The following is a 25,063-nucleotide window of genomic DNA, read 5'->3' on the forward strand; positions in this document are numbered from 1 at the left end:
TGGCCGTGGTGCTGGTTCGGCGTCACGTGGTGGGATGCGTGACATCCCGATCACTGCCCTGCTGCCCGCTCCCCTCGTCGCTCCGGCCCCGATGGCCCTGCTCGACCTCATGGGGGTCGGACTGGCCGGTGCTCGCAGAACGTTGATCACCTACTGTGTGGACCACTGCGAGGATGAGGGTGACGATCAGTGCGCCAAGAACCCACACGAGCAGGGAGGTCCATGTGTGCAGTCGGAAATCCACCGGGACCTCGTCGCCCGGTGAGGCTGCAGCCACCCGGTCGGAAAAATCGTGCGGGCCCATGAGGGTGCCCACTGCCCAGCACACCGTTGCACTCACCAATGCCGTTGCGATCGTCGGGACGAGCACGACCACTCCGCGATGGTGCAGGGCCCACCACGAGAGGAAACCGCATCCCACCCCGACGACCATCCCGATCAGGGCGAAGGTCGAGTCGATGGAGAAGATGGCGGTGAGCCCTCGCTCCGACGTCGTGGCATAGCCCTTGTCGTCCACCTGGTAGATGGGAAGGTGGACGCAGGCGTGCCAGATGAGCGCGCAGACGACGCCCGCGATGACAGCGGCAGCGAGACAGAGCACGACCGCCCGTCCCGGACGTTCCTCTGGAAGGTCCCTCACTCGGGCCCACACTCCCGGGCGGGGGTCCGTCACCTGTTCTTGCCGGTCGGTCCCGGCGTGGTGCTCCTGCCTTCCCTGCACACCAGTCACCGGGGACCGTGGGTCGGTGGAACGTGTGGTGGCGGTACCGGCACCAGTTGGCTCCGCACTCGTGGATTCCTCGGTCGTCCGTGGTTCGCCGTCTCCGCTGGTGAGGGTTCCGGACGCATGACCTCGGCCCACCGTCTCGTCTGCCGCCGCTGCGCCGCCGGACCCCACCTGGCTGTCACCGACCCTCGTCTCACGGGAACTCGGTTGCCGGTCGCCGTCCCGGTGCGTTGCTGAGCCATTCGACGCGGCCGCCGTGGGGCCATTCGACGCGGCCGCCGTGAGGTCGTCCTTCGAGTCGTGGGAACTGCTCATGATGTCCTTCCCGGGATGCAGTGCGGGCCGAGCAGGGCCTTGAGATCGGCCATGAGCGGCTGGCCGTTGGCCACCTTGAGCTCGTCGGCCAGCTTGAAGGCCGTGACCGACTCGTCCCCCAGCAGGCGCAGATGCACCTCGGAGGGACCGGGATGGTTGCGCAGTACCGCGCGCAGCTGCTCAACCACGGGACGTGTGCACCGGGTCTGGTGCATCTGGACGGTCACTGGCAGGGAGGCGTTGTCACGGATGTCCAGCAACCACACGTCGGAGGCGGACATCTCGACGGTCTCGTCGCGTTCACGCAGCCGCCCCCTGATCTTGAGGATCGCGTCGGTGGCGAGCAGTGGTTCGATGCGCTGGTAGACCCTGGGGAAACACGCCACATTGAAGGTGGCATCCAGATCCTCGATGGTCACCGAAGCCCAGATGTCACCATTCTTGGTGGTACGACGCACGATCTGGGTCACCATGCCGACGACGGTCACCGTGCCCTCCCGTGGACCATCCTCCGACACCAGACGCGCCAGCGGGACATCCCGCTCCGCCTCGAGGATCGATTCCATCCCGCGCAACGGATGGTCGGAGACGTAGAGGCTGAGCATCTCACGCTCGAAGGAGAGTTTCGTGCGTCGTTCCCAGTCCTCCTCAGGCACCACCCGCTCGACACCCAGTTCGGGTGGTGCGTCGGTGGCGCCCATGCCGAACAGGTCGTCCTGGCCGTTGGCCTCGTTGCGTTTGAGCTCGGTGGCAGCGTCGACGGCCTGCTCGTAGACCGCCATGAGACCGCGCCGGGAGTGACCCATCGAGTCGAAGGCCCCCGCCTTGATGAGCGACTCGATGAGCCGCTTGTTGCACACTCCCAACGGCACTCGGTCGAGGAACTCGAAGAAGTCCTTGGCCGGGCCGTGTTCCTGACGAGTGGCGATGATGTCGTTGACGGCACTGGCCCCGACATTGCGAATGGCCCCCAGGCCGAATCGGATGTCCTCACCGACGGCCGTGAACTCCAAGGAGGACGCGTTGACATCAGGTGGCAGCACCTTGATGTGCTGGGCGCGCATGTCGGAGAGGTACAGCGCCATCTTGTCCTTGTCGTCCCCCACACTGGTGAGCAGGGCAGCACCGTACTCGGCCGGATAGTTGGCCTTGAGGTAGGCCGTCCAGTACGAGACGAGCCCGTAGCCTGCGGCGTGGGACTTGTTGAAGGCGTATCCGGCGAACGGGACCATGACGTCCCACAGGGTCTGGATGGCGTCGTCGGAGTAGCCGTTCTTGCGCATGCCTGCCTGGAAGGGGACGAAGTTCTCCTCCAGGATGTGCTTCTTCTTCTTGCCCATGGCGCGACGCAACAGATCGGCGCCACCCAAGGTGTACCCGGCGAGTTTGCGGGCGATCGACATGATCTGCTCCTGGTACACGATGAGGTGGTACGTCGGAGCGAGGATCTCGTCGAGGTCCTCCTTGAGCTCTGGATGGATGGGGATGATCGGCTCGCGGCCGTTCTTGCGCTGGGCATAGAGGACGTGCGCATTGGCACCCATCGGGCCCGGCCGGTACAGGGCCAGTACGGCGACGATGTCGTCGAATCCGGTCGGCCCCATGAGACGCAGCAGGGAGCGCATGGCGGTGCCGTCGAGCTGGAAGACGCCGAGCGTGTCGCCACGCGAGAGCATGTCGTAGGTGTTCTGGTCATCGAGGGGGACGGCGTTGAGGTCGACCTCCTCGCCCCGGTTCTCCTTGATGATCTTGAGACAGTGATCCATGATGCCGAGGTTGCGCAGGCCCAGGAAGTCCATCTTCATGAGCCCCATCTCCTCGAGCTGGGGGTAGGCGAACCCGGCGATGATCATGCCGTCCTTGTCGCGGCGGTGCATCGGCACGAGGTCGAGCAGCGGTGCACTGGACAGGATGAATGCGCACGCGTGCACACCTGTGCCACGGATCAGCCCCTCCAGGCCACGGGCGGTCTCGACGACCTTGGCCACGTCCGGGTTGTCGGCGACGAGTTGGCGGAACTCGGTGCCCTCGGCGTAGCGCGGGTGCTCGGGATCGAAGATCTTGCTCAGTGGCACCCCCTTGCCCATGACGTCGGGTGGCATGGCCTTGGTGATCTTGTCGCCCAGGGCGAAGGGGTAGCCGAGGATACGGTTGGCGTCCTTGACGGCGGCCTTCGCCTTGATCTTGCCGAAGGTGTTGACCTGGCTGGTGTACTCGGCGCCGTACTTTCTGGTGACGTAGTCGATGACCTTGTCGCGCTGACGGTCGTCGAAGTCGAGGTCGATGTCGGGCGGGTTGACTCGCTCGGGGTTGAGGAATCGCTCGAACAGCAACCCGTGCTCCAACGGGTTCACCTGGATGATGCCGGTGAGGTAGGCGACCATCGAACCGGCGGCAGATCCTCGTCCCGGCCCCACTGGCACCCCCATGGCACGGGCAGAGTTGCAGATGTCGGAGACGACGAGGAAGTACGACGAGAACCCCAGTGGTTCGATGACCGACAGCTCCTTGTCGATGCGGTCCAGCACCTCCTGAGGAGGATTGGACCCGTACTTCTCGTCCAGCCCCTCGGCGATCTTCTTGCGCAGCCAGGACTCCTGGGTCTCCCCCTCCGGCACGTCGAACTGCGGCATGCGGTCGACGTGGGCGAAGACGTCGTCGTAGCTCTCGATCATCTCGGTGAGGGCCAACGTGTTGTCGGCGGCCTCCGGCATGTCCGGGAACAGTGAACGCATCTCGTCGGACGACTTGATGTAGTACCCCGACCCGTTGAAGCGGAATCGGTTGGGGTCGTCCTTGTTGCGCCCCACGCCCACACACAGCAAGGAGTCGTGTGCGTCCGCGTCGTCCTCGTTGACATAGTGCGAGTCGTTGGTGAGCAACAGCGGGGCGTCGATCTTCTTCGCCAGTCGCAGCAGGTCGGAGCGAACCTGGCGCTCGATGGGCACGCCGTGGTCCATGAGCTCACAGAAGTAGTGATCCTTGCCGAAGATCTCCTGGTAGGCACCAGCCGCCTCGACGGCCTCGTCGAACTGGCCCAGCCGCAGCCTGGTCTGGACCTCACCCGAGGGGCAACCGGTGGAGGCGATGACCCCCTCGTTGTACTGGCTGATGATCTCGCGGTCCATACGAGGCTTCATGTAATAGCCCTCGTAGGAGGCCAGGGACGACAGGGTGAAGAGGTTGTGCAGTCCGGTGGGATTCCTGGCCCACATCGTCATGTGGGTGTACCGACCACCACCGGAGACGTCCTTGCCACCCTCGACGTCCGGGTCGCCGCCGTCACCGCGCCGACGTCCCCAGAACTCCTGCTTGCGGGAGTGGCGGGAGGAGGGTGCCACATAGGCCTCGATGCCAATGATGGGCTTGACGAGGGGGTTCTCGTTGCCGTCGTACTTCTTGGCGATCTGGAAGAACTCATAGGCACCGAACATGTTGCCGTGGTCGGTCATCGCCACAGCCGGCATGCCTTGACGCGCCACCTCGGCAAACAACCGCTCATTGCTCGCCGCACCGTCCAGCATGGAGTACTCGGTGTGAGTGTGCAGGTGCACGAAGTCAGAACGCGCCACGACGATCCTTCCGATGACAGTCGACCTTTTTCAATGAGACCTCGGGCCGATGGGCAGTTGGGGTCTCCACCCTAGCCGGCCGAGTCGACGGAACGGCATTCACGACGGCATCAGATGTTCCGCGACTTGGCTCACTGGCTCAACGTAGACTGATCACATGTCTGACACATCCACGTCCCGTCCGTTGAGCTCCGTGTGGTGGCTCCCCCTCATCAAGGGAGTTGTCGCCGTTGTCGTGGGCATCATCGCCATGGCGATGCCACGTGCAACGATCACCGCCCTTGTCGTGTTGCTGGGTGTCTATGTCCTGGTGGATGCCGTGATATCCGTTGCCAACGGTGCAGCCATGCGTGGCGTCGCGGGATCACGTCTCATGGTTGTCTGGGGAGTTCTTGGCGGCATCATTGCCATCATCATGCTGGCCCACCCGCAAGCAGTGATGAACCTCATCGTGGTCCTGGTGGGTGCATGGGCACTGGTGTCTGGAATTTTCATCATTGCCATCGCGGTGTTGCTCATTCCGATCACTGAGAGGGCATGGATCTGGGGTCTGGTCTCAGGTGCGGTGGCATTCATTGCGGGGATCGCGGTTCTCGTTCACCCAGGTTTCGGTGCGGTGGCCATGAGCTGGATTCTCGGGCTGGCAGTACTCGCCTACGGCGTGAGCCACATCGGGCTCGGAGTGGGGATCCGCAAGGTGAGCTCACAGGTGTCGTCCTCGTTGAATGCTGCTCGTGCCGGCCGGCCGGACCATACGATTGTCGAGGGCGAGGTCGTCAATGAGCCAGGTGACAAGCAGCAGAGGAACGAGGGACCGCAGATCACTGGCTGATCTCGAGGAAAATGCCTCTCGCCGCATGGGGCCAGGAATCGCGGGCCATGTTCGGGGGCCTCGTTTCTGCGGGCAGGCTGCCCGGCTGCCACCCGTTACCTCTGGATCGATCCGCGTTGTCTGGTCCGTTCCTCTGGGTCAATCCGTGTTGACAGCACCCCTTCCTCGGGAGCAATCACGTTGTCAGCGTCCGTTTCTCTGGGGCATCGCTCAGGGCCGCACTGGTCATCTCACTTCTGCGGGGTAGATGCATCCCTTCGTATTGGGTCAGGGATCGGGGCCATGTTCGGGGCCTCGCTTCTGTGGGGCAGGTTGCCCGGTTGCGCCGTTCTTCGGATCGATCCACGATGATGACACCTGTTCCTCTGAATCATCGCTTCAGGGCACCAATCTTTTCGATCAGGTCTGTACTGGTCATCTCGCTTCTGCGCGCTTTGATCGTCACCGTCATTGGCCTTCCTGTCACGTCGGTTCGCCCTGGCCGCACAGTCGCTTCTGTGCGAGCTGCTCACTCACTTGGCGAGCCATTTTCCCGCAACCCATCTTCCATTCCATCTCCCCCCAGTTCTAGCCAATCTTCCCAGCTGCCATCCCTTACCGCCGCTGTGGTAATTAGGTTTGCGATCGGTTGCTTGCCCTCGTGCATGGTTGCAGATGCCACTGCACGCAGGATTGCCACAAGCTGGGCAATGAGGATGCCAGAAGCTACATCTGGTGAGAGCAGACGGCTGACGCTGATGTGAATGCGCTGGACTTACTGCTCACAATTGTGAGTGATGCGGGATCTCGATCTACTGACTAGTGGTTTCAATCCGTGTGCGTCATCAGATCTTCTGGCATGGCTGGTGTGCGCTCCCAACAACGATCATCTTCACCCCGTACTGCTCGTGCCTTGAAACTGGTGCTTCTCATGACGTGATACCTTCTTCGTCTCTCAGCTGTGGATATCTTGTTGCCAGCTGGCGGAGAGCCACGTGTCACAGCAGATGGGGTGATCGGCAACCGGATTACCACGGGCACTGTGGGGGTTGGCTGTCGTGATGCAACGAGGAAGGAAGCGACGATCGATATCTGAATTTGCTAGCTACTCTGAGGCTTCTTGGGTATCTCTGATTTCTCAGGTGTGATGTGACCGTTCATGATGCGTCGAAGTACGTGGTCACTGTATTGGCGTTTGGGCTTGTGCCGAGCGCGAAGGTAGGAGGTCAACCAGTCTAGGACGAAACGTGGACAGCGGCGGAGCATGGTGGGCGTGACGTGGAGTACCTTCCAACCATGACGGTCAAGATTGGCTGAACGCATCATGGTTGATTCGTAGCCTTCGGCTGTGCCGTGGACACAACGTCCATCGATCTCCAGCGAAATTTTCTCTGACTCGAAGGCCTGGTCGAGATAATAGAAACGATCTCCCACGTGAACTTTGTGGTTGGGCTTGTGACCCGTAACCCCAGTTGCTCGCAATATCCGAGCCATCTCAAGTTCAGGGATTGACCAAGCAGCCAGGGCAATGTCCGCAAGAGCCTTGTCCACCTGGTGCTGTGGGTACCGACCAGTGAGGCTACGCCGAGCAGCCTTGCAGGAATCCGGTGTCACCAGGCGGAGGCGTAAAGCGTGACACACCCACTCCCATTCTCCTTCGATCGCAAGTATCAGTACCGAGACTTCTGCGGTGGCGATACGGATCTGTTCGCGTTCAGTGATGAATTTCCAAGGGACGTGCCAGCGATGCACGTGTATTCCGGGCCGTACCAGTCGACGGGTACATGAGAAGGCTTCAACTTGAGAGATGCCAGTGAAATCGAGTGATCTTCCAGATTGGGGTGACGTCATCCCCAACATCAACAAGGCGGCTTTCCCCACAAGTACGACATCACGGTGCCACAACCACAGTGCCCTTATCAGGGTTCTGGGATCTCTGGCCAAGACTGTGGCAGCGACCACACCTGGCAAGACGCGGATCGCTTCTCCCTTGGCTACAGCTCGGTCAGCCTGACCGCGTATTGGGCTGTGGCGATGAATACGGGCCACGCCATGATGCTCAAGGTGCTCATACAAGCTCTTCATGCCTGTGGTTATCGTGGCCAAGCCCTGTATCCCGGCACAAGCCCGCCAACTTGTGGAAAACCAGAGTCGGGATCAGGTGTGTCGCTGTGGACATCTTGGTAGAGAAAACACTCACCAACATACGTGCTGGCATCGCTCATGTTTTCCACCACGATCACCACAGACATGAAGGTACGAGACCAGCCATGGACGACGGGAGGGGCTGGGGAGATTATGGGTGGTGCCGGGTGCATTTCGCCGTTGATATGCCACGACCTCATGAGCAGTCACCCATTGGCCGCACCACATTATGAGGATTCATGATCTAGGAACGTGGCAGAACGGTGACTGACGGTCCTGGCAACGTCTGTTCATCTTGGATGAGCGTGTTCACCCAAGATGAACATTTCTCCATGATGGGCACCAGGACTGTCCACATGCGTGGACGGCAGCAGGGAGAAAGTAGGCAGTCATGTCCGCTCATTGACCGACAGGTAGCTGATGACGCTAGGTTCTGGATTCTCAGATCAATGGGGCCACGCTTGCATCTGGTCAGTGAACAAAGGAATGGTCAGGCATTGCAAAGTTGTCTCACGGTTGGCCGCTCATCTGTGATTGACCATACTCATGCTGAGAGAACCAGTGAAGCAGAAGCGAGGATCAGGATTGTCGGTAGTGATTGCCAACCACCGCCGGAACAAAATTCATCAATCTGCCAGCACCTCGATCCCGTTACTCAACGCGACGGGCCTTTGAGCTCTCACCTCGGTGGGGGACAGCTCAGATGTCAGTTCTTGGTGACCTCGGTCTCATGATGCTCGACGGGTTCCTTGCCATCGTGACGTCCGTACTTGGCCTGCAGCGCGATGAAGACGACGAGCCCTGCTGCCCACACGATGATCGAGGTGTACGAGTTGATCCGCCATCCCTGAACATGATTGGCAGGGTCGATGCGCAGTCGTTCCACGAAGAACCGACCTGTGGTGTAGACGACGACGTAGAGCGCGAAAAGACGTCCATGGTCGAGCTTCCAACGTCGGTCCACCAGTAGCAGAACCGTGGCACCCAAGGAGTTCCAGATGAGCTCATACAGAAAAGTTGGGTGAAAGGTTGCGAATTGCTCGTACCCGACTGGCCGGTGTGAGGAGTCAATGCGCAGCGCCCATGGAACTTCGGTAGGGCGGCCGAAAAGTTCTTGGTTGAACCAGTTCCCCAACCGTCCGATGGCCTGGGCATAAAGGATGCCTGGGGCGAGGCTGTCGGCGATGATGCCGAAATTCAGTTTGTGCACCCGGGTGACGACCCACACGGCCAGGGCGCCGCCGGCAATGCTGCCCCAGATCCCGAGGCCTCCTTCCCAGATGTACAACGCGCGGTACCACTGCCGTCCGGGACCGAAGTACAGCTGATGATCGGTGATGACGTGATATGTCCTTGCACCGACTATCCCGAAGATGATCCCCCAGGTCGCGATTCGATCGAATTCCTCAGAGTTGCCACCGCGGGCCTCATATCGTTTCGTCCCGAGCACATACGCCACGATGATCCCGGCGAGGATGCAGATGGCATACATGTGGATGGTGACGTGACCAATGCTCCAACCGCTCCAATTCGGGCTGGGAATGCTCAGTGCAACTGCGGGCGTCATGCCTTGGATCGTCATGAGATTTCTCCTTGTTGGTGCGGGTCGCACGGAACCTGTTCGGACGGATCTGGTGACCAAGAACCAGTAGGTCGGAACCGAGCCAGACGCGAACTTGGTGGGCACCACAATGACCATGCGTCAGGAACGTTGCTGAGTCCAACTGGGTACCAAGCCAAATTGGCTGCTGGGTCAAGCTTCCAGATGACCAAACTGGTTATGCACTGTTTACTCCCCCATGGGGTACCTTATCGGGATCTCGGCATGCATGAATTCTCATGGTGCGACATTCCTACAGCTTCACGCATCATGGGTCGCAAGGATGGCGACGAGCGCACCGGGCTAGCCCTCCAGCACTGATGGAGGCGCACTCACCTCAACAGGATCCGCATCTGCGGTTCGTCCCCTGTCAGAACCTTCTCTTTGTCAACTGGTCGCTGGAGGCAACCATCCTGGGAAGATCGATCATGTGCCACTGACATGGCTCGGCCGATCATCAGGGTGGAGCAGCACATCGGTGTCGAAGCAGCTGTGCGTACCAGTGTGGCAGGCCGGTCCGGTTTGATCGACGATGAGCAGTATCGCATCTGCGTCGCAGTCCAGTCTCACCTCACGGACATGCTGGGTGTGTCCAGAAGTCTCTCCCTTGACCCAGTACTCCTGGCGAGAGCGAGACCAGTACGTCGCACGCCGGGTACGCAGGGTGCGGGCAAGCGCCTCCTCGTCCATCCAGGCGAGCATGAGGACGTCTCCAGTGCTGGCCTCCTGAGCGATGGCTGGCACGAGACCAGCATCGTTCTTCCTCAGACGGGCAGCAATGGCGGGGGCAAGGCTCGAGGTGGGGACCGAACCATCATGAGCTGTGGTAATCGTGTCCCCACGGGTCGAGGATGCGTCGGTGCTGTGGTGATTATTTGGGTTGCACACACGATTACCACGCGAGTTGGGAAGTCGATCATCAGGCATGTCACACATTGTTGCCTCTGGAGCTGGCAAAATGGGGCAAAACGTGACGCGAGCATGCCCATGCTCCCGGGAAAGGACACGACGATGTCTCTGGCACAGAGTGAACGAGCCGGGCTGGCGGGGGATCTGGATCGTCTGGGCCCCGATGCCCCGACCCTCGACAAGGGGTGGACGACCAACGACCTACTCACCCACATGCTGCTGCGTGAGAATGATCCACTGGCCATTCCAGGTATGGCGGTCGACCTGCTGGACGAGACGACAGCTGCGCGAGCACGTCGCCTGGAAGCGTCAACGACTTTCGATGAACGGGTGGCACAGTTCCGACGCGGCCCCAAACCGTGGAGTGCGTTTCGTATCCCGCTTCTCGACCGGGTCGCCAACGGGGCGGAGTTCTTCGTGCACCATGAGGACGTGTTGCGGGCTGAGGAAGGGTGGTCACCCCGAGAGCTGGGGCACCAGACCCAGACCCACCTGGCAAGGATCGTCAAGCAACATGCCCGCCTGCTCCTGCGCCGCAGCCCGGTGGGTGTGCGGGTGGAGATGACTGGGCAGAGCGGTGACCTGCACACACTCATGGTGCGTCCGGGATCCCGTATCGTCACCGTGGTCGGAGAACCTGCCGAGGTGCTGCTGCACTGCTATGGACGAAAGAGCGTCGCCCAGGTCACCGTGCTTGGGGAACGCGAGAGCGTCGAGGCATTCCTCCAGACGGAGTGCTCTGTCTGACTGCTGGAGCTGTCGGTGAACCCTGCACGGACGACGAGGGCAGGATGACACATCAGCCGTGGTCATCGCCGTAAATCCAGCTTGGGTTGCATGTGGTGCCGTGCCGGGATGGTGCTTACGGGACCTTGACTCCTTCGAGCTGGTCGCAGGTGGAGACCAGGGTGTCGGGCATGGTCTCGGTGGGCAGGGAGAGGATGAAGTCGTCAATGGCGTATCCATCGCCCTTCTCGACGATCTCCACGGCAGAGATGTCCGCGTCGACCGTCCCCATCGTCGTGGCCACCTTGCCGAGGGCGCCGGGGACGTCAGGGACCTGGATACGAAGAATGAGCACGACCCCATTGTTCGCTGGTTCGTCATCAGTGAACCAGGGTGCGGCGACAGAACCGTGACCACGGGACCTGGGAACACGCGGGTCCGTCCAGGTTCAATGACGTACCTGATCAGGTCGGATGGGGGTCTGTTCGGAACGTGCACACATTCAGCGGCCACCGGACTGTGCTTGACACGGTCGTGGTACTGCCAGGTGAGTGCCTGAAAGCTGAGAGGAAACAACCTGCCCTGCGTGTGAACGTCGCCTTCTCAACGAGTTGAAGATGTCGGGATGGGCCTTCTGCCTGCCCCTGCGTGTGAACGTTGCCTTTCTGTGAACGCCGTCTCCCATGAAAAGTTGACGGTGGGTGATTTCGGTCGCTGCTCGTGCATTGAGTGGGGAATACCCCCACCCCATCGCATTCACACATGAACGCCACGTGTTGGGGCCGGTGCGGACCCACCCGTCACCGGCCCCAGCAGGGTGCTCGGTCTCAGGAGAGTTTCTCCAGGATGAGCTCGCGCACCCGCTTGGCATCGGCCTGACCCTTCATGGCCTTCATCACCTGGCCGATGAGAGCCCCGGCGGCCTGCACCTTGCCGCCGCGGATACGCTCTGCGACGTCCGGATTGGCGGCGATGGCGTCATCGACGGCAGCTCCCAGGGCGGCATCGTCCGAGACGACGGCAAGGCCGCGGGCGTCCACGACCTGCTCTGGATCGCCCTCCCCCGCTGTGACGCCGTCAATGACCTGACGGGCCAGCTTGTCGGTGAGGGTCCCGTCGTCGACGAGGTTCTGCAGCTGAGCGACCTGGGCCGGGCTCATGCCCACCTCGGGCAGCTCCACACCGGCCTCGTTGGCCCGGCGGGACAGCTCGGTGAGCCACCACTTGCGGGCCGGGGCCGGTGCACAGCCTGCCTCGGTCGTCTGCTCGATGAGGTCTAGGGCGCCGGCGTTGACGATGGCCGACATCTCCACCTCGTCGAATCCCCACAGCTCCTTGAGTCGGGCTCGTTTGACGGCAGGCAGCTCGGGCAGGGTGGCACGCAGCTCCTCCACCCACTCCCGACTCGGTGCCACCGGCACCAGATCGGGTTCGGGGAAGTAACGGTAGTCCTCGGCATCGGACTTGTCGCGACCGGCGATGGTATACTCACCACTCTCCTGCCACATGCGGGTCTGCTGACGTACGCTTCCTCCGGAAGCCAGTACGGCGGCCTGACGGCAGATCTCGTAACGCAACGCACCTTCAACCGAACGCAGTGAGTTGACGTTCTTGGTCTCGGTTCGCGTCCCCAGGACATCAGAGCCCTTGGGCATGAGTGAGACGTTGGCGTCACAGCGCAGATTGCCTCGCTCCATACGTGCCTCGGAGACTCCCAGGGCAAGCATGACGTCGCGCAGATGGGCCATGTAGGCACGAGCCACTTCCGGCGCCTTGGCCCCCAGGCCACGTACCGGTTTGGTGACGATCTCGATGAGTGGGACACCGGCTCGGTTGTAGTCCAACAGCGAGTACTGAGCACCCTGGATGCGCCCGTCCGAGCCGCCGACGTGCAGCGACTTGCCGGCATCCTCCTCCATGTGAGCCCGTTCGACCTCGACGTGATAGGTCTGCCCGTCCACCTCGAGGTCGACGTAGCCGTCGTGACAGATCGGCTCGTCGTACTGCGAGATCTGGTAGTCCTTGGTCATGTCGGGGTAGAAGTAGTTCTTGCGCGACATGCGACTCCACTCGGCGATCTCACAGTTGAGTGCGAGGCCGATGCGGATGGCCGACTCCACGGCCTTGCCGTTGATTGCCGGCAGCGAACCGGGAAGTCCCAGACACACCGGGCAGACGTTCGTGTTCGGCTCGGCGTCGGAGTTCGTCGAGCAGCTGCAGAACATCTTGCTGGCCGTTGACAACTCGACGTGCACCTCCAGCCCCAGGACTGGGTCGAAACGCTCCATCGCCTCGTCGTAGTCGAGCAGATCATCGGTGGCATAGGCCGTCATCGTGCGTCCTCCTTGGCCGGGTCGGGAACTTCGGAGAGCAGGGAATGACCCCACGACTCCTCCAGGGCGTGTTCGACAGCCGCACCCACTCGGTAGACGCGGTCATCGGCCATGACCGGTGCCATGACCTGCAGACCCACCGGCAACCCATCGGCCAGACCGCACGGGAACGATCCGGCCGCGACACCGGCCATGTTCGCAGGGATGGTGCACAGATCTGCACGGTACATCGCCATCGGGTCATCGGTGCGCTCCCCCAGTGTGAAGGCGACAGTGGGGGTCGTCGGGGCCACGAGGGCGTCACAACTGCGCCACGCCTGCGCGAAGTCACGCTGGATGAGGGTACGGATCTTCTGCGCCGAACCGTAGTAGGCGTCGAAATACCCGGCGGACAGGGCGTAGGTGCCCAGAATGATGCGCCGCTTGGCCTCTTCCCCGAAGCCGGCACCGCGGGTGGCACGCATCACCTGCTCGGCGCTGTGGTCACCATCGTCGTCCAGACGCAGTCCGTAGCGCATGGCGTCGTAACGGGCCAGATTGCTCGACACCTCAGCAGGCTGGATGAGGTAGTAGGCCGACAGGGCGTACTCGAAGTTCGGGCAGGAGACCTCGACGACCTCGGCGCCCAGACGGGTGAGCAGCTCGACGGTCTCGGTGAACCGTGCCTCGACACCGGGCTGGTACCCCTCACCGGAGAGCTCCTTGACGACGCCGATTCTCATGCCACGGACCTCGCCGATGCGAGCCGCCTCGGTGGTTGCGGGGACTGGTTGGTCGATGGAGGTCTGGTCCATCGGGTCGTGGCCGCCGATGACCTCGTGCAGCAGAGCGGTGTCCAGGACGGTGCGGGCACACGGGCCGGGCTGATCCAGGGAACTCGCCATGGCGATGACGCCGTGGCGCGAGGTGCCACCGTAGGTGGGTTTCACGCCGACGGTGCCGGTCACGGCAGCGGGCTGACGGATCGAGCCTCCGGTGTCGGTGCCCAGGGCCAGGGGTGCCTCGTGGGCCGCCAGGGCTGCCGCCGAACCACCACCGGAGCCGCCGGGTACCCGGTCCAGGTCCCACGGGTTGTGGGTGGGGCCGAATGCCGAGGTCTCCGTCGAGGATCCCATGGCGAACTCATCGAGGTTCGTCTTGCCGAGGACGACCAGGCCGGCGTCCAGGCAGCGCTGTACGACGGTGGAGTTGTACGGGGGCACCCACTTCTCCAGCATCCGTGACGCAGCGGTGGTCGGCATCCCCCGGTAGCAGAAGAGATCCTTGACGGCGATGGGCACCCCAGCCAAGGGGCCAAGCTTCTCACCTGCGGCGATGCGCTCGTCAACCCTGCGAGCCGACTCGATCGCACGTTCCCCGTCGACGGCGAGGAATGCATGGACCGGACCGTCCACCTGCTCGATGCGGTCCAGGTGGGCACGAGTCACCTCTTCGGACGACACCTCGCGGCGGGCGATGCGCGTGCCGAGTTCGGCAGCCGTGCTGTGAATGAGATCGCTCACTGCTCCTCCTGCAGAATCCTGGGGACACGGAACCTGTTGTCCTCGACCTTGGGCGCCATGGCCAGGGCATCGTCGACTGGCATGGACGGGGCCACGACGTCCTCACGGAACACGTTGGACAGTGGCAGGGCGTGCGAGCTGGGTGGGACGTCGGCCGAGGCGACCTGGGAGACGACGGCCACCGAGTCAAGGATGAGTCCCAGCTGCGGGGCCAGGTTCTCCTTCTCCTCCTCGGTCAGGTCGATACGTGCCAGGCCAGCCAGACGGGCGACGTCATCAGGCGTCAGGGCCACGATGATTCTCCTGGAGGTGGACTGATGGAAGGTGTCCGGCATGTGCCGTACAGCACGAGTCTAGTGGTTGACGTCCTGCCGATGTCTCGGCACTGCCGATCACGGTCGATGGAACAGGTGCTCCTGCACACCGCGTGTCTCACATGCGGGCGCGTATTTGGGTGAGATCTCCCGACGTAGGACAATGGAGACGTGCTCATTCTTCGTATCCAGGTCCCTGACGTCCCCGGCGCCCTCGGCAAGGTGGCCACGACGATGGGGACCGTCGACGCGGACATCTCTGCCGTGGAGATCGTCGAGAAGGGCGATGGATACGCCATTGACGACTTCATCCTCTCCCTGCCCACCGAGACCATGCCCGACACCTTGGTCTCCACCTGTGACCAGCTCGAGGGAGTCAAGGTCCTGTGGCTGTCGCGCCACCTCGAGGACTGGGGCCTGGAGTCCGACATCGCGACCCTCAACCGCATGGCCGAGGACCAGCAGCATGCTGCCGAACTGCTCACCGAGGCGGCACCCACCGTGTTTCACTGCCAGTGGGCCACTCTCTTCGGACCTGGTCATGAGGTGCTGACGTCGACTGCGCTCTCCCCGGAGTTCACCAGTGAGGCGATTGCTGCGCTCGGTGCGATGGATGAGCCGCGTCGCGTCGAACTCGATGAGACCTGGATGCCTGGATGGGGCGCCACCGTGGTGGCCCTTGCCCCGCTGTCCGGTGGACGCTGCCTGGTGCTGGGGCGCCGTGGTGGCCCGGTGTTCCTGGCATCGGAGGTCAACCGTCTGCGTCACATGGCGGCTCTGGCGAACTGATTCTTCGTGTCGACCTGGCTCACCTGGCGTTTCTGGTACGAGGTTCTCTCCTCCCTGGGCTTTGGAATCGCATCCAGCCTGGTACCTGTTCTCAACTCCGAGATCTTCATCGTTGGTTCCCTGGCCAGTGGCCTGCTCGGTCCTCTGGAGATCTCGATCGGTCTTGCCATTGGCCATGCCATCGGCAAGCTCATCATCTTTGTGGGGATTCGCAAGGGCAAGGATTCCCGCTGGTTCCGGCACAAGGAGCCCAAACCGGTGGAACCGGGCTCCTGGCGCGACAAACTGCGTCGGTGGAACGTCAAGGCAGCGCATGCCGTGGAGCACCCCAAGTGGGGGGTGGCCATCCTCATGTTCTCCACGATCACCGGTGTCCCCCCGGTGTATCTCACGTCGATCTACGCGGCAACGACGAAGATGCGCACCGTGCCCTTCATGGTCACCATGGTCATCGGTTTCTTCCTGCGGTGTTATGCCTTGGCGCTGGCCACGGTGTGGGGCATCGATCTGTTCATCTGAGAGGCCCTCGGACCGGTTCATCCAAGGAAGATCCTCGGGCCTGTTCATCCAAGGCAGGACCTGCCGGGGTATCACCGATCCATGTCGTCCCACACCAGGGTGCTCAGCCCATCATCGCGGTGAAGAAATAGTACCCCTGAGCCACCAGAGCTGCGAGGACCAGGACGAATGCGATGGGAACGACCACTCGCTGCACCTTCTTGCGACGGATGGACGGCACCCCACGTGGGGCCCATGGCGAGGGCTGAGGATGACCTGATTCGAGGTGCGCTGGGTCAGACGTATGTGGGGGTGCCATCCCCAACGAGGTCTGTCCAGATGCCGGCGGCTGGCCAGGCTGGGGCTGTCCTGGCTCTGATATGGGGCGCTGCGAGCCAGGCTGGGGTTGGACACGTGTCGGTGTGTCACCGTTGAGGTCAAGATTGGAGAACAAACCCACGATGGTCACGCTACTTTCCGTACCCAAGTTGTTCGTCGACGAGACGTGCCGCCCGGGTGAGCTGACGCATCTGTTCGCGTGCCGCCGGCACCGACCAGCCGGCCAGGCCACATGCCGGGGTGAGCAGACCATGGTCCACCACGAGGGCCGGATCGATTCCCCACCGCCGAGTCAGCTGTACGACTGTGGTGATGATGCGATCAGCCGGGGCGACGACGTCTGGAACGTCAGTGGCAATGACGCCCAGCCCCACCTGCCGGCCAGCCTCCAGACGGCCGGCCACCGTGTCCATGCCCGTGCCCGATCCAGTGGCCAGTGCCGCCGTGAGGTCGAGGAACACTGCGTCGATGGCGGTTCCCAGCTCCTCCAGCGGCACCCCCGGCGCACAGCAGTGCAGGGCAACCGCGATGCCGTCCAATGCCTCGGTGAGGATCTGCCAGCTCCGCCGGGCCTCGTGGATGGACACTGGCGCAAGGGTGTGCAGTCCGGACTGCGTGGGAATCCGTCCAGCCAGGACTGCGGGCAGAGCTGGCTCGTCCAGCTGGAGCGTCCACTCCACCTGTGGCATGCGTCGATGCAGCTCGTCGACGAGTTCGGCGAGACCGCTCGCCATGCTCTGCACCACCTCGCGCACGGCGCCATGATCGGCAAGGACGACCTCACCACGTGGCAGGTGCAGGAGGGTCATTGCCGTCACCGGACCACAGAACGCGATCTTGGCGCACGTCTGGCTGTCGGCGAGCGTCTCCTCGACATCGTCGAGATCCTGCCGGAGCAGGGCGCGCGCCCGACGATGTGCCGCATCGGAGCTGTCCGCCAATCGCCAACCGCCGGGCCCCAGGTCCACGTCCAGTCCGCACAGCACAGCCGTCAGACGCCCAGCCATGCCAGCCGATGCCCCTCGCGCGGGCAACTCTGGCAGGGCAATGAGGTCATCGAAGAGTTCGGCAACCTCTGCCAGGCAACCGCGCATGTCGGTGCCGGGCACGGACCCGATCGTCGTGGCTCTCATCGAAGCTTCCTCGTCGGTCGGGTGCGGGTCATGGTTTGGGCAAGCATCGTCATGACTGCACCGGAGTGGTTGTATCCGGGGTGGTCGTGTCCGGCACGGCCCTGTCGTCCTGTCTGGCCAGCGCAGCCGTCGTACCAGCCCGATCCGTACCACAGATCGTCGCCGAACCGATGACGAGATCACCGTCGTAGAAGACAACGGCCTGCCCAGGTGCCACTGCGCGCAGTGGTTCGGCCAGCTCGGTGATCACCCCGTCCTCAGTGCGTCTCAGATGTGCTGCCACTGGGGTGCCGTGCGCCCGCACCTGCACCTCACCGTCCCATTGGTCAGCAGGTTCCCCGGAGCACCACACCGGACGGATGGACTCCAGACGGTTGACGGACAACCCCTCGGCTCCGCCGACGACGACGGTGTTGGACACCGGCTCGATGTTCAACACGTATCGTGGTTTACCGTCCTGGGCGGGGACGCCGAGGTGCAGTCCTCGGCGTTGCCCGATGGTGAAGTGGTGGTAGCCGTCGTGGCTGCCCACCACGGTTCCGGACTCATCATGGATCTCGCCCCGACGCTCACCAAGTTCACCCGAGAGCCATCCTGCGGTGTCCCCGTCGGGAATGAAACAGATATCGTTGGAGTCCGGCTTGTCGGCCACGGCGAGTCCGAGCTCGGCAGCCTCGGCACGTATGTCGATCTTGACGGTGTCGCCCAGCGGGAACATCGAATGGGCGAGTTGCTCCTGGTTGAGCACTGCGAGCACGTAGGACTGGTCCTTGCCCGCGTCGATCCCCCGGTACATCCTCGTACCCGAGGCGGTGCGTTCCAGACGGGCGTAGTGGCCGGTGGCCACCGCGTCGAATCCCAGATCAAGTCCACGCTCCAGCAGGGCAGCGAATTTGATCCGCTCATTGCAGCGCAGACACGGATTGGGGGTGCGCCCGGCCGCGTACTCGGCGACGAATGGATCGATGACCTCCTCGGCGAATCGGTCGGAGAAGTCCCACACGTAGAACGGAATACCGATCTTGTCCGCTGCGCGCCGTGCGTCGAAGGAGTCCTCCAGGGAGCAGCAGCCTCGTGATCCCTCACGTTGTGAACGTGGGTTGCGGGACAGGGCCAGGTGCACACCTGTGACGTCGTGCCCCTGGGCCACCAGACGTGCCGCCGCCACAGCAGAGTCCACTCCCCCGGACATCGCCGCGAGTACCCGCATCCGTCTCTCCTCCTGGCTTCCTGTTCATCGACCGTCCAAGTCTAGGTGTCGATGAACCGCATTCGGAACTGCTACCGCGCCCCGCGAACGGTCTCGATCGCCCCGGGCAGGACGTCCAGCAGCTGCTCGATGTCCTTGCGAGTGGTGGTGTGTCCCATGGAGATGCGCAGCCCCCCTTGGGCCTCATCAACGCTGCGCCCCATGGCGAGCATGGTGGAGCTGGGTCGGGCGACTCCGGCCTGGCAGGCGGACCCGGCTGAGCAGTCGATGCCTGCTGAGTCCAGGACGAGCAGCAGGTCGGTGGCACGTACCCGGTCGATGGTGAGGTGGCAGATCGACGGACTTGTCTGCGGGGCGTCGTCGACGTGGACACCGGGCAGTCGGCCCATCTCGGCGACGATGAGGTCGTGCCACGCCTGCCACTGGGCTCGGTCCCGGTCCAGGTTCTCGACGGCCTGCCGGGCGGCGGCGGCGAATCCCCGGGCCAGCATGACGGCCTGGGTGCCGGATCGCACCTGAGCCTGCTGCATGCCACCAGCCGTGATGGGGGCGAGGTTCACACCACGCCGAACCCACAGCGCGCCGATACCAACGGGACCACCGATCTTGTGTGCCGAGATCGAGATCAGGTCCACCCCGAGCTCGGCTGGGTTCACATCGATGTGTCCGAAGGCCTGGACGGCATCGGTGTGGGCCAGCGCCCCGGCGTCGTGAGCCATCCGTGCCATCTCGGCCACGGGTTGGACGGCGCCGGTCTCGTTGTTGACCATCATGAGGGACACGACATCCCCCGGCCGGGGTCCCCGCCCGTCCCCCATTCCTCTGCCACCAGCGAAACCAGCCAGATCGACGACCCCATGCCCGTCCACCGGTACCGTGCTGACGCGCTGACCCAGCAGCCGCGGATCTGCCAGCCCTGCCACGGCTGGATGCTCCACGCCGGAGGTCCACAGCCTGCCCTGGGGTGCCAGCCCACCGAGGATCGCGAGAGCATCGGCCTCGGTGCCACCACTGGTGAGGATGATCTCCAGGGGTCGCACACCGAGCAGGGCTGCGATCTCCTCGCGGGCGTCCTCCAGCATGGCTCGAGCAGCCCGGCCGGATCCGTGCACCGCCGATGGATTGCCCAGTGCCGGGGTGTCTGCCATCGCCTGGGCAGCACAGGGGCGCAATGGTGAGGTCGCGGCATGGTCGAGGTAGGTCCGTCGGGGCCGGCGCACCTCGCGAGGTTCCGGTGACTGTGCATTTTCACCGTGGTCAGTTAGCATTCGTGGGTTTCCTCCTGCCATGTCTCGGCCGTGGCAATTTGTGGCCAGTCTGCAAAGGCATCACCATTGTCCTGCCGTGAAGGACTGGCAGCTGCAACCAGAAAGGTCCATGCATGCCCGACACGCTCCCCTCGAACAGCGTCTCGCCCACGTACGAGATGTTCGGGGCACATCTGCATGACGGCGGCTGTCGTTTCGCCCTGTGGGCACCGCGAGCAGAACGGGTGGAACTCGTGCTCGTGTCCCTCGACCGTACGCAGAACAATACTGACATGAACCGTGGCGCGAACGGTGCGTGGCAGCTGGACGTGCCCGGCGTACGAGCCGGACAGATCTATGGCTACCGGGTGCATGGGCCGTGGAATCCCGACGACGGGATGCGATTCAACCCGGCGAAACTGCTTCTGGACCCCTATGCGCGGGCCATCACTGCTGGTGTCGACTACCACGGACCGATTCTCGATCACACCTCGCAGTCCAACTTCGAGCCCGACACCACCGACTCGGCTGCCTGCGTGCCGCTGTCCATCGTCGTGGCGGACTCACCGGCTCCCGAACCGGTTGCCCGACGTCGACCGATGGACGAGTCCGTCATCTACGAGATGCACGTCAAGGGTTATACCCGCACCCATCCTCTGGTGCCAGATCATTTGCGTGGTACCTACGCCGGTCTGGCGTACCCGGCTGTGATCGAGCACTTGGTGAGTCTGGGGGTGACAGCGGTGGAATTGCTGCCGGTCCACCACTTCGTCTCCGAGCCGTTCTCCGTGGCCAAGGGATTGCGCAACTACTGGGGATACAACACCTTGGGATTCTTCGCCCCCCATGCGGCCTACTGCTCGGTGGGCAGCCTCGGCCAGCAGGTCGACGAGTTCAAGGCCATGGTCACCGCCTTCCACCGGGCAGGTATCGAGGTCATCCTCGACGTCGTCTACAACCACACCGGTGAGGGGGGCCATGAGGGCCCCACCCTGTCGTTCCGAGGGATCGACCACTCCACCTACTACCGACTCAACGAGGATTGCCGTGACGACTACGACGTCACGGGGTGTGGCAATTCCCTGGACACCTCCCAGCCCGAGGTGCTCGACATGGTGCTGGACTCGTTGCGCTACTGGGTGACGCAGATGGGGGTGGATGGCTTCCGCTTCGATCTGGCGACGACACTCATTCGTGACGCCGCCCACGGCGTCGATCAGAACCATCCGTTCAAACAGGCCATGGCCCATGACCCGGTGCTCAGCCAGGTCAAGCACATTGTCGAGCCGTGGGACGTCGGTCCCTATGGGTACCAGGTTGGCCAATGGGGTGCGGACTGGAGCGAGTGGAACGATCACTTCCGCGACCACATCCGCGACTTCTGGCGGATGGCGACCTGTGGTGTGCAGGGACTCGCCACTCGACTGGCCGGCTCCGAGGACCTCTACGCCGATCCCACTCACAGTGTGAACCTCGTCACCGCCCATGACGGATTCACGGTGCGCGACCTGGTGTCGTACAACGACAAGCACAATGAGGACAACGGCGAGGACAACCGGGACGGTTCCAACGACAACAGGTCGTGGAACTGCGGCTGGGAAGGTGAGACGACCGACGACGCGATCGTCGATCTGCGACACCGTCAGGTACGCAATCTCATGGCCACCATGCTCCTGGCCGCTGGGGTGCCGATGATCACCGCCGGCGACGAGATGGGGCGTACCCAGAACGGCAACAACAATGCATACTGCCAGGACTCACCGATCTCCTGGCTCAACTGGGATGACGCCGTGGAGTGGTCCGACATCACCGAACTCACCACCACACTCGTTGCACTGCGTGCCAGTCATCCAGCGCTGCGTCCGAACACGTACCGGCATCATGGCTCGGTGCACACCGAGGACGGCCAGGACACCGGACGTCCAGACCTGGCCTGGTTCTCCGAGTCCGGTGCGGAGATGTGCACCGAGGAGTGGAACGACCAGGGGCGTCGCACCCTGGGCATGTATTCCTCGAGTGCGGACGAGGCGTTCCTCATGTGGTTCCACAGTGGGGATCAGCCGCTGGGTGCACGACTGCCAGCACGTCAGTTCGGGGAGAACTGGCAGCTGGAGCTCACCACGGCCCACCCCGATGAGGTGATCGACGCCCCGCTCCCCCCAACTGCGCAGTTCGTCATCCCACCACGCAGTGTGACGATTTTCCGTGCGACGCTCCGCCACGACTCCGCTGGTACCCATGACCACTCTCGACCGACCCAAGAGCCCCAGACCCAGGATCTCGACGCCGCCGACGAGCAGTCACCGGGGACCAGTGGTACTGGTCGTATGCTGGTGGATGACCCCACTGGCCAGCCACCAGCTGGTGACACTCGGCAGTGAGGAACCGCGGCTGCCTTCCGATTGCAGATTTTGCCGTCGGGAGTCTGCCGCACGCGGATCGAGCCGGTACCGTTGGGTACATGTGGAGGCGAAATCGGCGCGATGACGACGCGGCCAGGATCCATGAAGGCTGCGACACGGTTCCAGGTGGCATCGAGGACATGCCCGAATCATCCCCGGACGCACCGGTGCAGCAGTGTTCCGTGATCCCGGAATCCTCCGCCACCACACCACGACACGCCGCCCCCGACGACGGCACCGACCTCCAGGACCCTCCCATCGATCGCCCCGGACAGCCCCCATTGCGGGGTTTCGGACGTATCGGGGTCCATGACGTGCAGCCTGTGGTCGAGGGGGGTCGACTGCCCGCCTACGCCGTCGTCGACGAGGAGTTCGAGGTCACCGCGCACGTGTTTCGTGAGGGCCACGACAAGGTGGGAGCCACCGTCGTGCTCACCGCACCGGACGGACGCGAGCTGCGTACCGACATGTGCCAGCAGGAACCCATGGGACTGGACATCTGGTCGGCTCGGGTGCACGCGGACGCCACTGGTTCGTGGACCATGCATGTCGAGGGGTGGTCGGATCTGTGGCACACCTGGCACCATGCCGCGCAGGCCAAGCTTGCTGCCGACATTGACGTCGACCTGGTACGGGCCGAGGGTGTTTGCCTAGCCGAAACCGCCTTCGATCGTGCCCGTGATGCCGGGTACGACGCCGACTCCGAGATCATTGGTGCGGGGCTCAGCCGTCTCAAGTCGGCAGGCAACGCTCAGGCCCTGCTCACCGATGTCGTGGGCTGGGAGGAGTTCTGTGAGGTCATGGCGCGTCATGCCGATCGAGACCTCGTGAGCCCGACGCAACGCACTCCCCTGCTCGTCGAGCGCCGTCGGGCGCTGTACGGGTCGTGGTACGAGTTCTTCCTCCGTTCCCAGGGTGCCCATCGCCGTCCCGACGGCAGCTGGGTGTCCGGCACCTTCGCCAGTTCCGAGAAACGTCTGGACGAGATCGCTGCCATGGGCTTCGACGTCGTCTACCTGCCACCGATCCATCCGATCGGTTCGGCATTCCGCAAGGGGCCGAACAACACCTTGGATGCCGGGCCGAATGATCCGGGATCGCCGTGGGCCATCGGCTCGCCAGACGGTGGCCATGACTCGATCCACCCGGACCTGGGCACCTTCGATGACTTCGACCACTTCGTGGCACATGCCCATTCCCTGGGCCTTGAGGTCGCCCTGGACTTCGCCCTGCAGGCCTCCCCGGACCATCCATGGGTGCATGAGCACCCGGAGTGGTTCACCACCCGAGTGGATGGCACCATCGCCTATGCGGAGAATCCGCCGAAGAAGTACCAGGACATCTACCCCATCAACTTCGACAACGATCCAGAAGGCATCTACCACGAGTGCGTGCGCATCCTGGAACTCTGGATCGCCCACGGCGTGACGATCTTCCGGGTGGACAATCCGCACACCAAGCCGATCAATTTCTGGGCCTGGCTCATGGCGACCATGCGTCGCCGTCATCCCGAGGTCATCTTCCTGGCGGAGGCATTCACCCGACCGGAAATGATGCAGGCCTTGGCCAAGGTGGGATTCCAGCAGGGATATTCCTACTTCGTGTGGCGCAGCGCGAAATGGGAGTTGGAGGAATTCCTCACCGAGGTGTCCACACAGACCTCTGCCTGGTATCGACCCAATTTCTTCGTCAACACCCCTGACATCAACCCCTACTACCTGCAGGACGGCAACCCTGCTGCATTCGCCATTCGCGCGATTCTGGCCGCGACGATGAGCCCGTCGTGGGGAATGTATTCCGGGTACGAATTGTGCGAGCACGTGCCATTGCCCGGTCGTGAGGAGTATGACCACTCCGAGAAGTACGAGTACCGACCGCGCGACTACTCCGGCGAACCCAATCTCAGTGTCCTCATCACTCGGCTCAACGAGATCCGCAGAGAGCACCCCGCTCTGCAACAGCTTCGTGACGTGACGGTCCACCACGCCCCTGACGATCGCATCCTGGTCTTCTCCAAGAAGTCCGGTTCCGACGTCGTCATCGTTGCCGTGAGCCTGGATCCGGTGTGGGGGGCGAGCAGCCAGGTGATGCTCGACATGGCGGCACTTGGCCTGAGGTCCGACGCCCAGTTCGACGTCCACGATGAACTCACCGGAGCCGATTTCACCTGGTCCCAACAGGCCTGGGTGAACCTGTACCCGGCTCAACCGGCACACATTCTCACCGTCCGAGGGAGTCACTGAATGTAGGTCTTCCCGATCCTCCGGTTCCTGTTTCCGACTCCGTCCACCCCGACCAGAACCTGATCCTTGCGGCTGAGCTCCGCCTCAACTCCCGCACCCGAGTCCCCTGAATCTGAACTCCCTGAACCTGAACCCCGAACCTGCTACCATCAAGGCATCCCGTTGCACGCTGTCCCTGAGTCGCACACCGTTTCCAATCCCACACGTTCAGACGGTCCCCACCTCGACCACCGTGAGGCACCACGTCC

General features: G+C 63.0%; 16 protein-coding genes and 2 pseudogenes. 6 read left to right on the forward strand and 12 right to left on the reverse strand.

Going from position 1 to position 25,063, the window contains the following annotated elements:
• Positions 1–22 precede the first annotated feature (22 nt).
• Entirely contained in the window at positions 23–1,042 is a 1,020-nt protein-coding gene (locus tag CKV91_RS06760) for a hypothetical protein (protein WP_065860658.1), read from the reverse strand.
• Entirely contained in the window at positions 1,039–4,614 is a 3,576-nt protein-coding gene (gene dnaE / locus CKV91_RS06765; protein ID WP_065860657.1) for a DNA polymerase III subunit alpha, read from the reverse strand. Before dnaE ends, CKV91_RS06760 begins: the two co-directional genes overlap by 4 nt.
• A gap of 157 nt (positions 4,615–4,771) precedes the next feature.
• Here dnaE and CKV91_RS06770 point away from each other — a divergent pair, with 157 nt between their 5' ends.
• The gene (locus CKV91_RS06770; RefSeq protein ID WP_051167156.1) at positions 4,772–5,446 is read left to right on the forward strand and encodes an HdeD family acid-resistance protein; all 675 of its coding nucleotides are present in this window, start codon (positions 4,772–4,774) and stop codon (positions 5,444–5,446) included.
• Positions 5,447–6,526: 1,080 nt separating this feature from the next.
• Here CKV91_RS06770 and CKV91_RS06775 read toward each other — a convergent pair.
• The 3 genes from CKV91_RS06775 to hisI form a co-directional block, all read right to left on the reverse strand.
• Entirely contained in the window at positions 6,527–7,510 is a 984-nt protein-coding gene (locus CKV91_RS06775) for a hypothetical protein (protein WP_095140996.1), read from the reverse strand.
• Between the two features lie 766 nt (positions 7,511–8,276).
• Positions 8,277–9,152: a prolipoprotein diacylglyceryl transferase gene (lgt, locus tag CKV91_RS06780; RefSeq protein ID WP_021105848.1), complete on the reverse strand. Its 876-nt coding sequence runs from the start codon at positions 9,150–9,152 to the stop codon at positions 8,277–8,279.
• 444 nt (positions 9,153–9,596) lie between these two features.
• Entirely contained in the window at positions 9,597–10,001 is a 405-nt protein-coding gene (gene hisI / locus CKV91_RS06785) for a phosphoribosyl-AMP cyclohydrolase (RefSeq protein ID WP_051254892.1), read from the reverse strand.
• Positions 10,002–10,181: 180 nt separating this feature from the next.
• On the opposite strand from hisI, the gene CKV91_RS06790 reads away from it, so the two are divergent.
• Complete coding sequence (locus CKV91_RS06790) at positions 10,182–10,826, forward strand: TIGR03085 family metal-binding protein (protein ID WP_021103377.1); 645 nt, start codon at positions 10,182–10,184, stop codon at positions 10,824–10,826.
• Between the two features lie 121 nt (positions 10,827–10,947).
• On the opposite strand, the pseudogene CKV91_RS06795 reads toward CKV91_RS06790, so the two are convergent.
• The 4 genes and pseudogenes from CKV91_RS06795 to gatC form a co-directional block, all read right to left on the reverse strand.
• A pseudogene (locus tag CKV91_RS06795) lies at positions 10,948–11,154 on the reverse strand (ACT domain-containing protein); the annotation flags it as partial.
• 478 nt (positions 11,155–11,632) lie between these two features.
• Positions 11,633–13,138: an Asp-tRNA(Asn)/Glu-tRNA(Gln) amidotransferase subunit GatB gene (gene gatB / locus CKV91_RS06800; RefSeq protein ID WP_021105846.1), complete on the reverse strand. Its 1,506-nt coding sequence runs from the start codon at positions 13,136–13,138 to the stop codon at positions 11,633–11,635.
• The gene (gene gatA / locus CKV91_RS06805) at positions 13,135–14,640 is read right to left on the reverse strand and encodes an Asp-tRNA(Asn)/Glu-tRNA(Gln) amidotransferase subunit GatA (protein ID WP_065860655.1); all 1,506 of its coding nucleotides are present in this window, start codon (positions 14,638–14,640) and stop codon (positions 13,135–13,137) included. The genes gatB and gatA overlap by 4 nt, the downstream gene beginning before the upstream one ends.
• Positions 14,637–14,975, reverse strand: coding sequence for an Asp-tRNA(Asn)/Glu-tRNA(Gln) amidotransferase subunit GatC (gene gatC, locus CKV91_RS06810; RefSeq protein WP_051167162.1), 339 nt, complete (start codon positions 14,973–14,975; stop codon positions 14,637–14,639). The genes gatA and gatC overlap by 4 nt, the downstream gene beginning before the upstream one ends.
• Positions 14,976–15,131: 156 nt before the next feature.
• Between gatC and CKV91_RS06815 the strand changes: the two genes are divergently transcribed.
• Both CKV91_RS06815 and CKV91_RS06820 read left to right on the forward strand, forming a co-directional pair.
• Positions 15,132–15,743 carry an ACT domain-containing protein gene (locus CKV91_RS06815; protein WP_065860690.1) on the forward strand — a complete coding sequence of 204 codons (612 nt, stop codon included), beginning with the start codon at positions 15,132–15,134 and terminating at the stop codon, positions 15,741–15,743.
• A gap of 6 nt (positions 15,744–15,749) precedes the next feature.
• Positions 15,750–16,262, forward strand: a complete 513-nt coding sequence (locus CKV91_RS06820; protein ID WP_021105843.1) for a hypothetical protein — start codon at positions 15,750–15,752, stop codon at positions 16,260–16,262.
• 449 nt (positions 16,263–16,711) lie between these two features.
• Here the strand turns inward: CKV91_RS06820 and CKV91_RS06830 are convergent, their stop codons facing one another.
• From CKV91_RS06830 to CKV91_RS06840, 3 genes and pseudogenes are all read right to left on the reverse strand, one after another.
• Complete coding sequence (locus CKV91_RS06830) at positions 16,712–17,674, reverse strand: uroporphyrinogen decarboxylase/cobalamine-independent methonine synthase family protein (protein WP_197691386.1); 963 nt, start codon at positions 17,672–17,674, stop codon at positions 16,712–16,714.
• Between the two features lie 154 nt (positions 17,675–17,828).
• Positions 17,829–18,923, reverse strand: a pseudogene (gene mnmA, locus CKV91_RS06835) (tRNA 2-thiouridine(34) synthase MnmA); the annotation flags it as partial.
• Between the two features lie 71 nt (positions 18,924–18,994).
• A complete protein-coding gene (locus tag CKV91_RS06840; protein ID WP_231933709.1) occupies positions 18,995–20,143 on the reverse strand; it encodes a cysteine desulfurase family protein in 1,149 nt (382 codons plus the stop codon).
• Between the two features lie 161 nt (positions 20,144–20,304).
• On the opposite strand from CKV91_RS06840, the gene glgX reads away from it, so the two are divergent.
• Both glgX and CKV91_RS06850 read left to right on the forward strand, forming a co-directional pair.
• Positions 20,305–22,551 carry a glycogen debranching protein GlgX gene (gene glgX / locus CKV91_RS06845; protein WP_021105840.1) on the forward strand — a complete coding sequence of 749 codons (2,247 nt, stop codon included), beginning with the start codon at positions 20,305–20,307 and terminating at the stop codon, positions 22,549–22,551.
• Between the two features lie 161 nt (positions 22,552–22,712).
• A complete protein-coding gene (locus CKV91_RS06850; protein ID WP_051254891.1) occupies positions 22,713–24,815 on the forward strand; it encodes an alpha-1,4-glucan--maltose-1-phosphate maltosyltransferase in 2,103 nt (700 codons plus the stop codon).
• The last annotated feature ends 248 nt before the right edge of the window (positions 24,816–25,063 follow it).

This window comes from Cutibacterium granulosum, assembly GCF_900186975.1.
Taxonomy (GTDB): domain Bacteria; phylum Actinomycetota; class Actinomycetes; order Propionibacteriales; family Propionibacteriaceae; genus Cutibacterium; species Cutibacterium granulosum.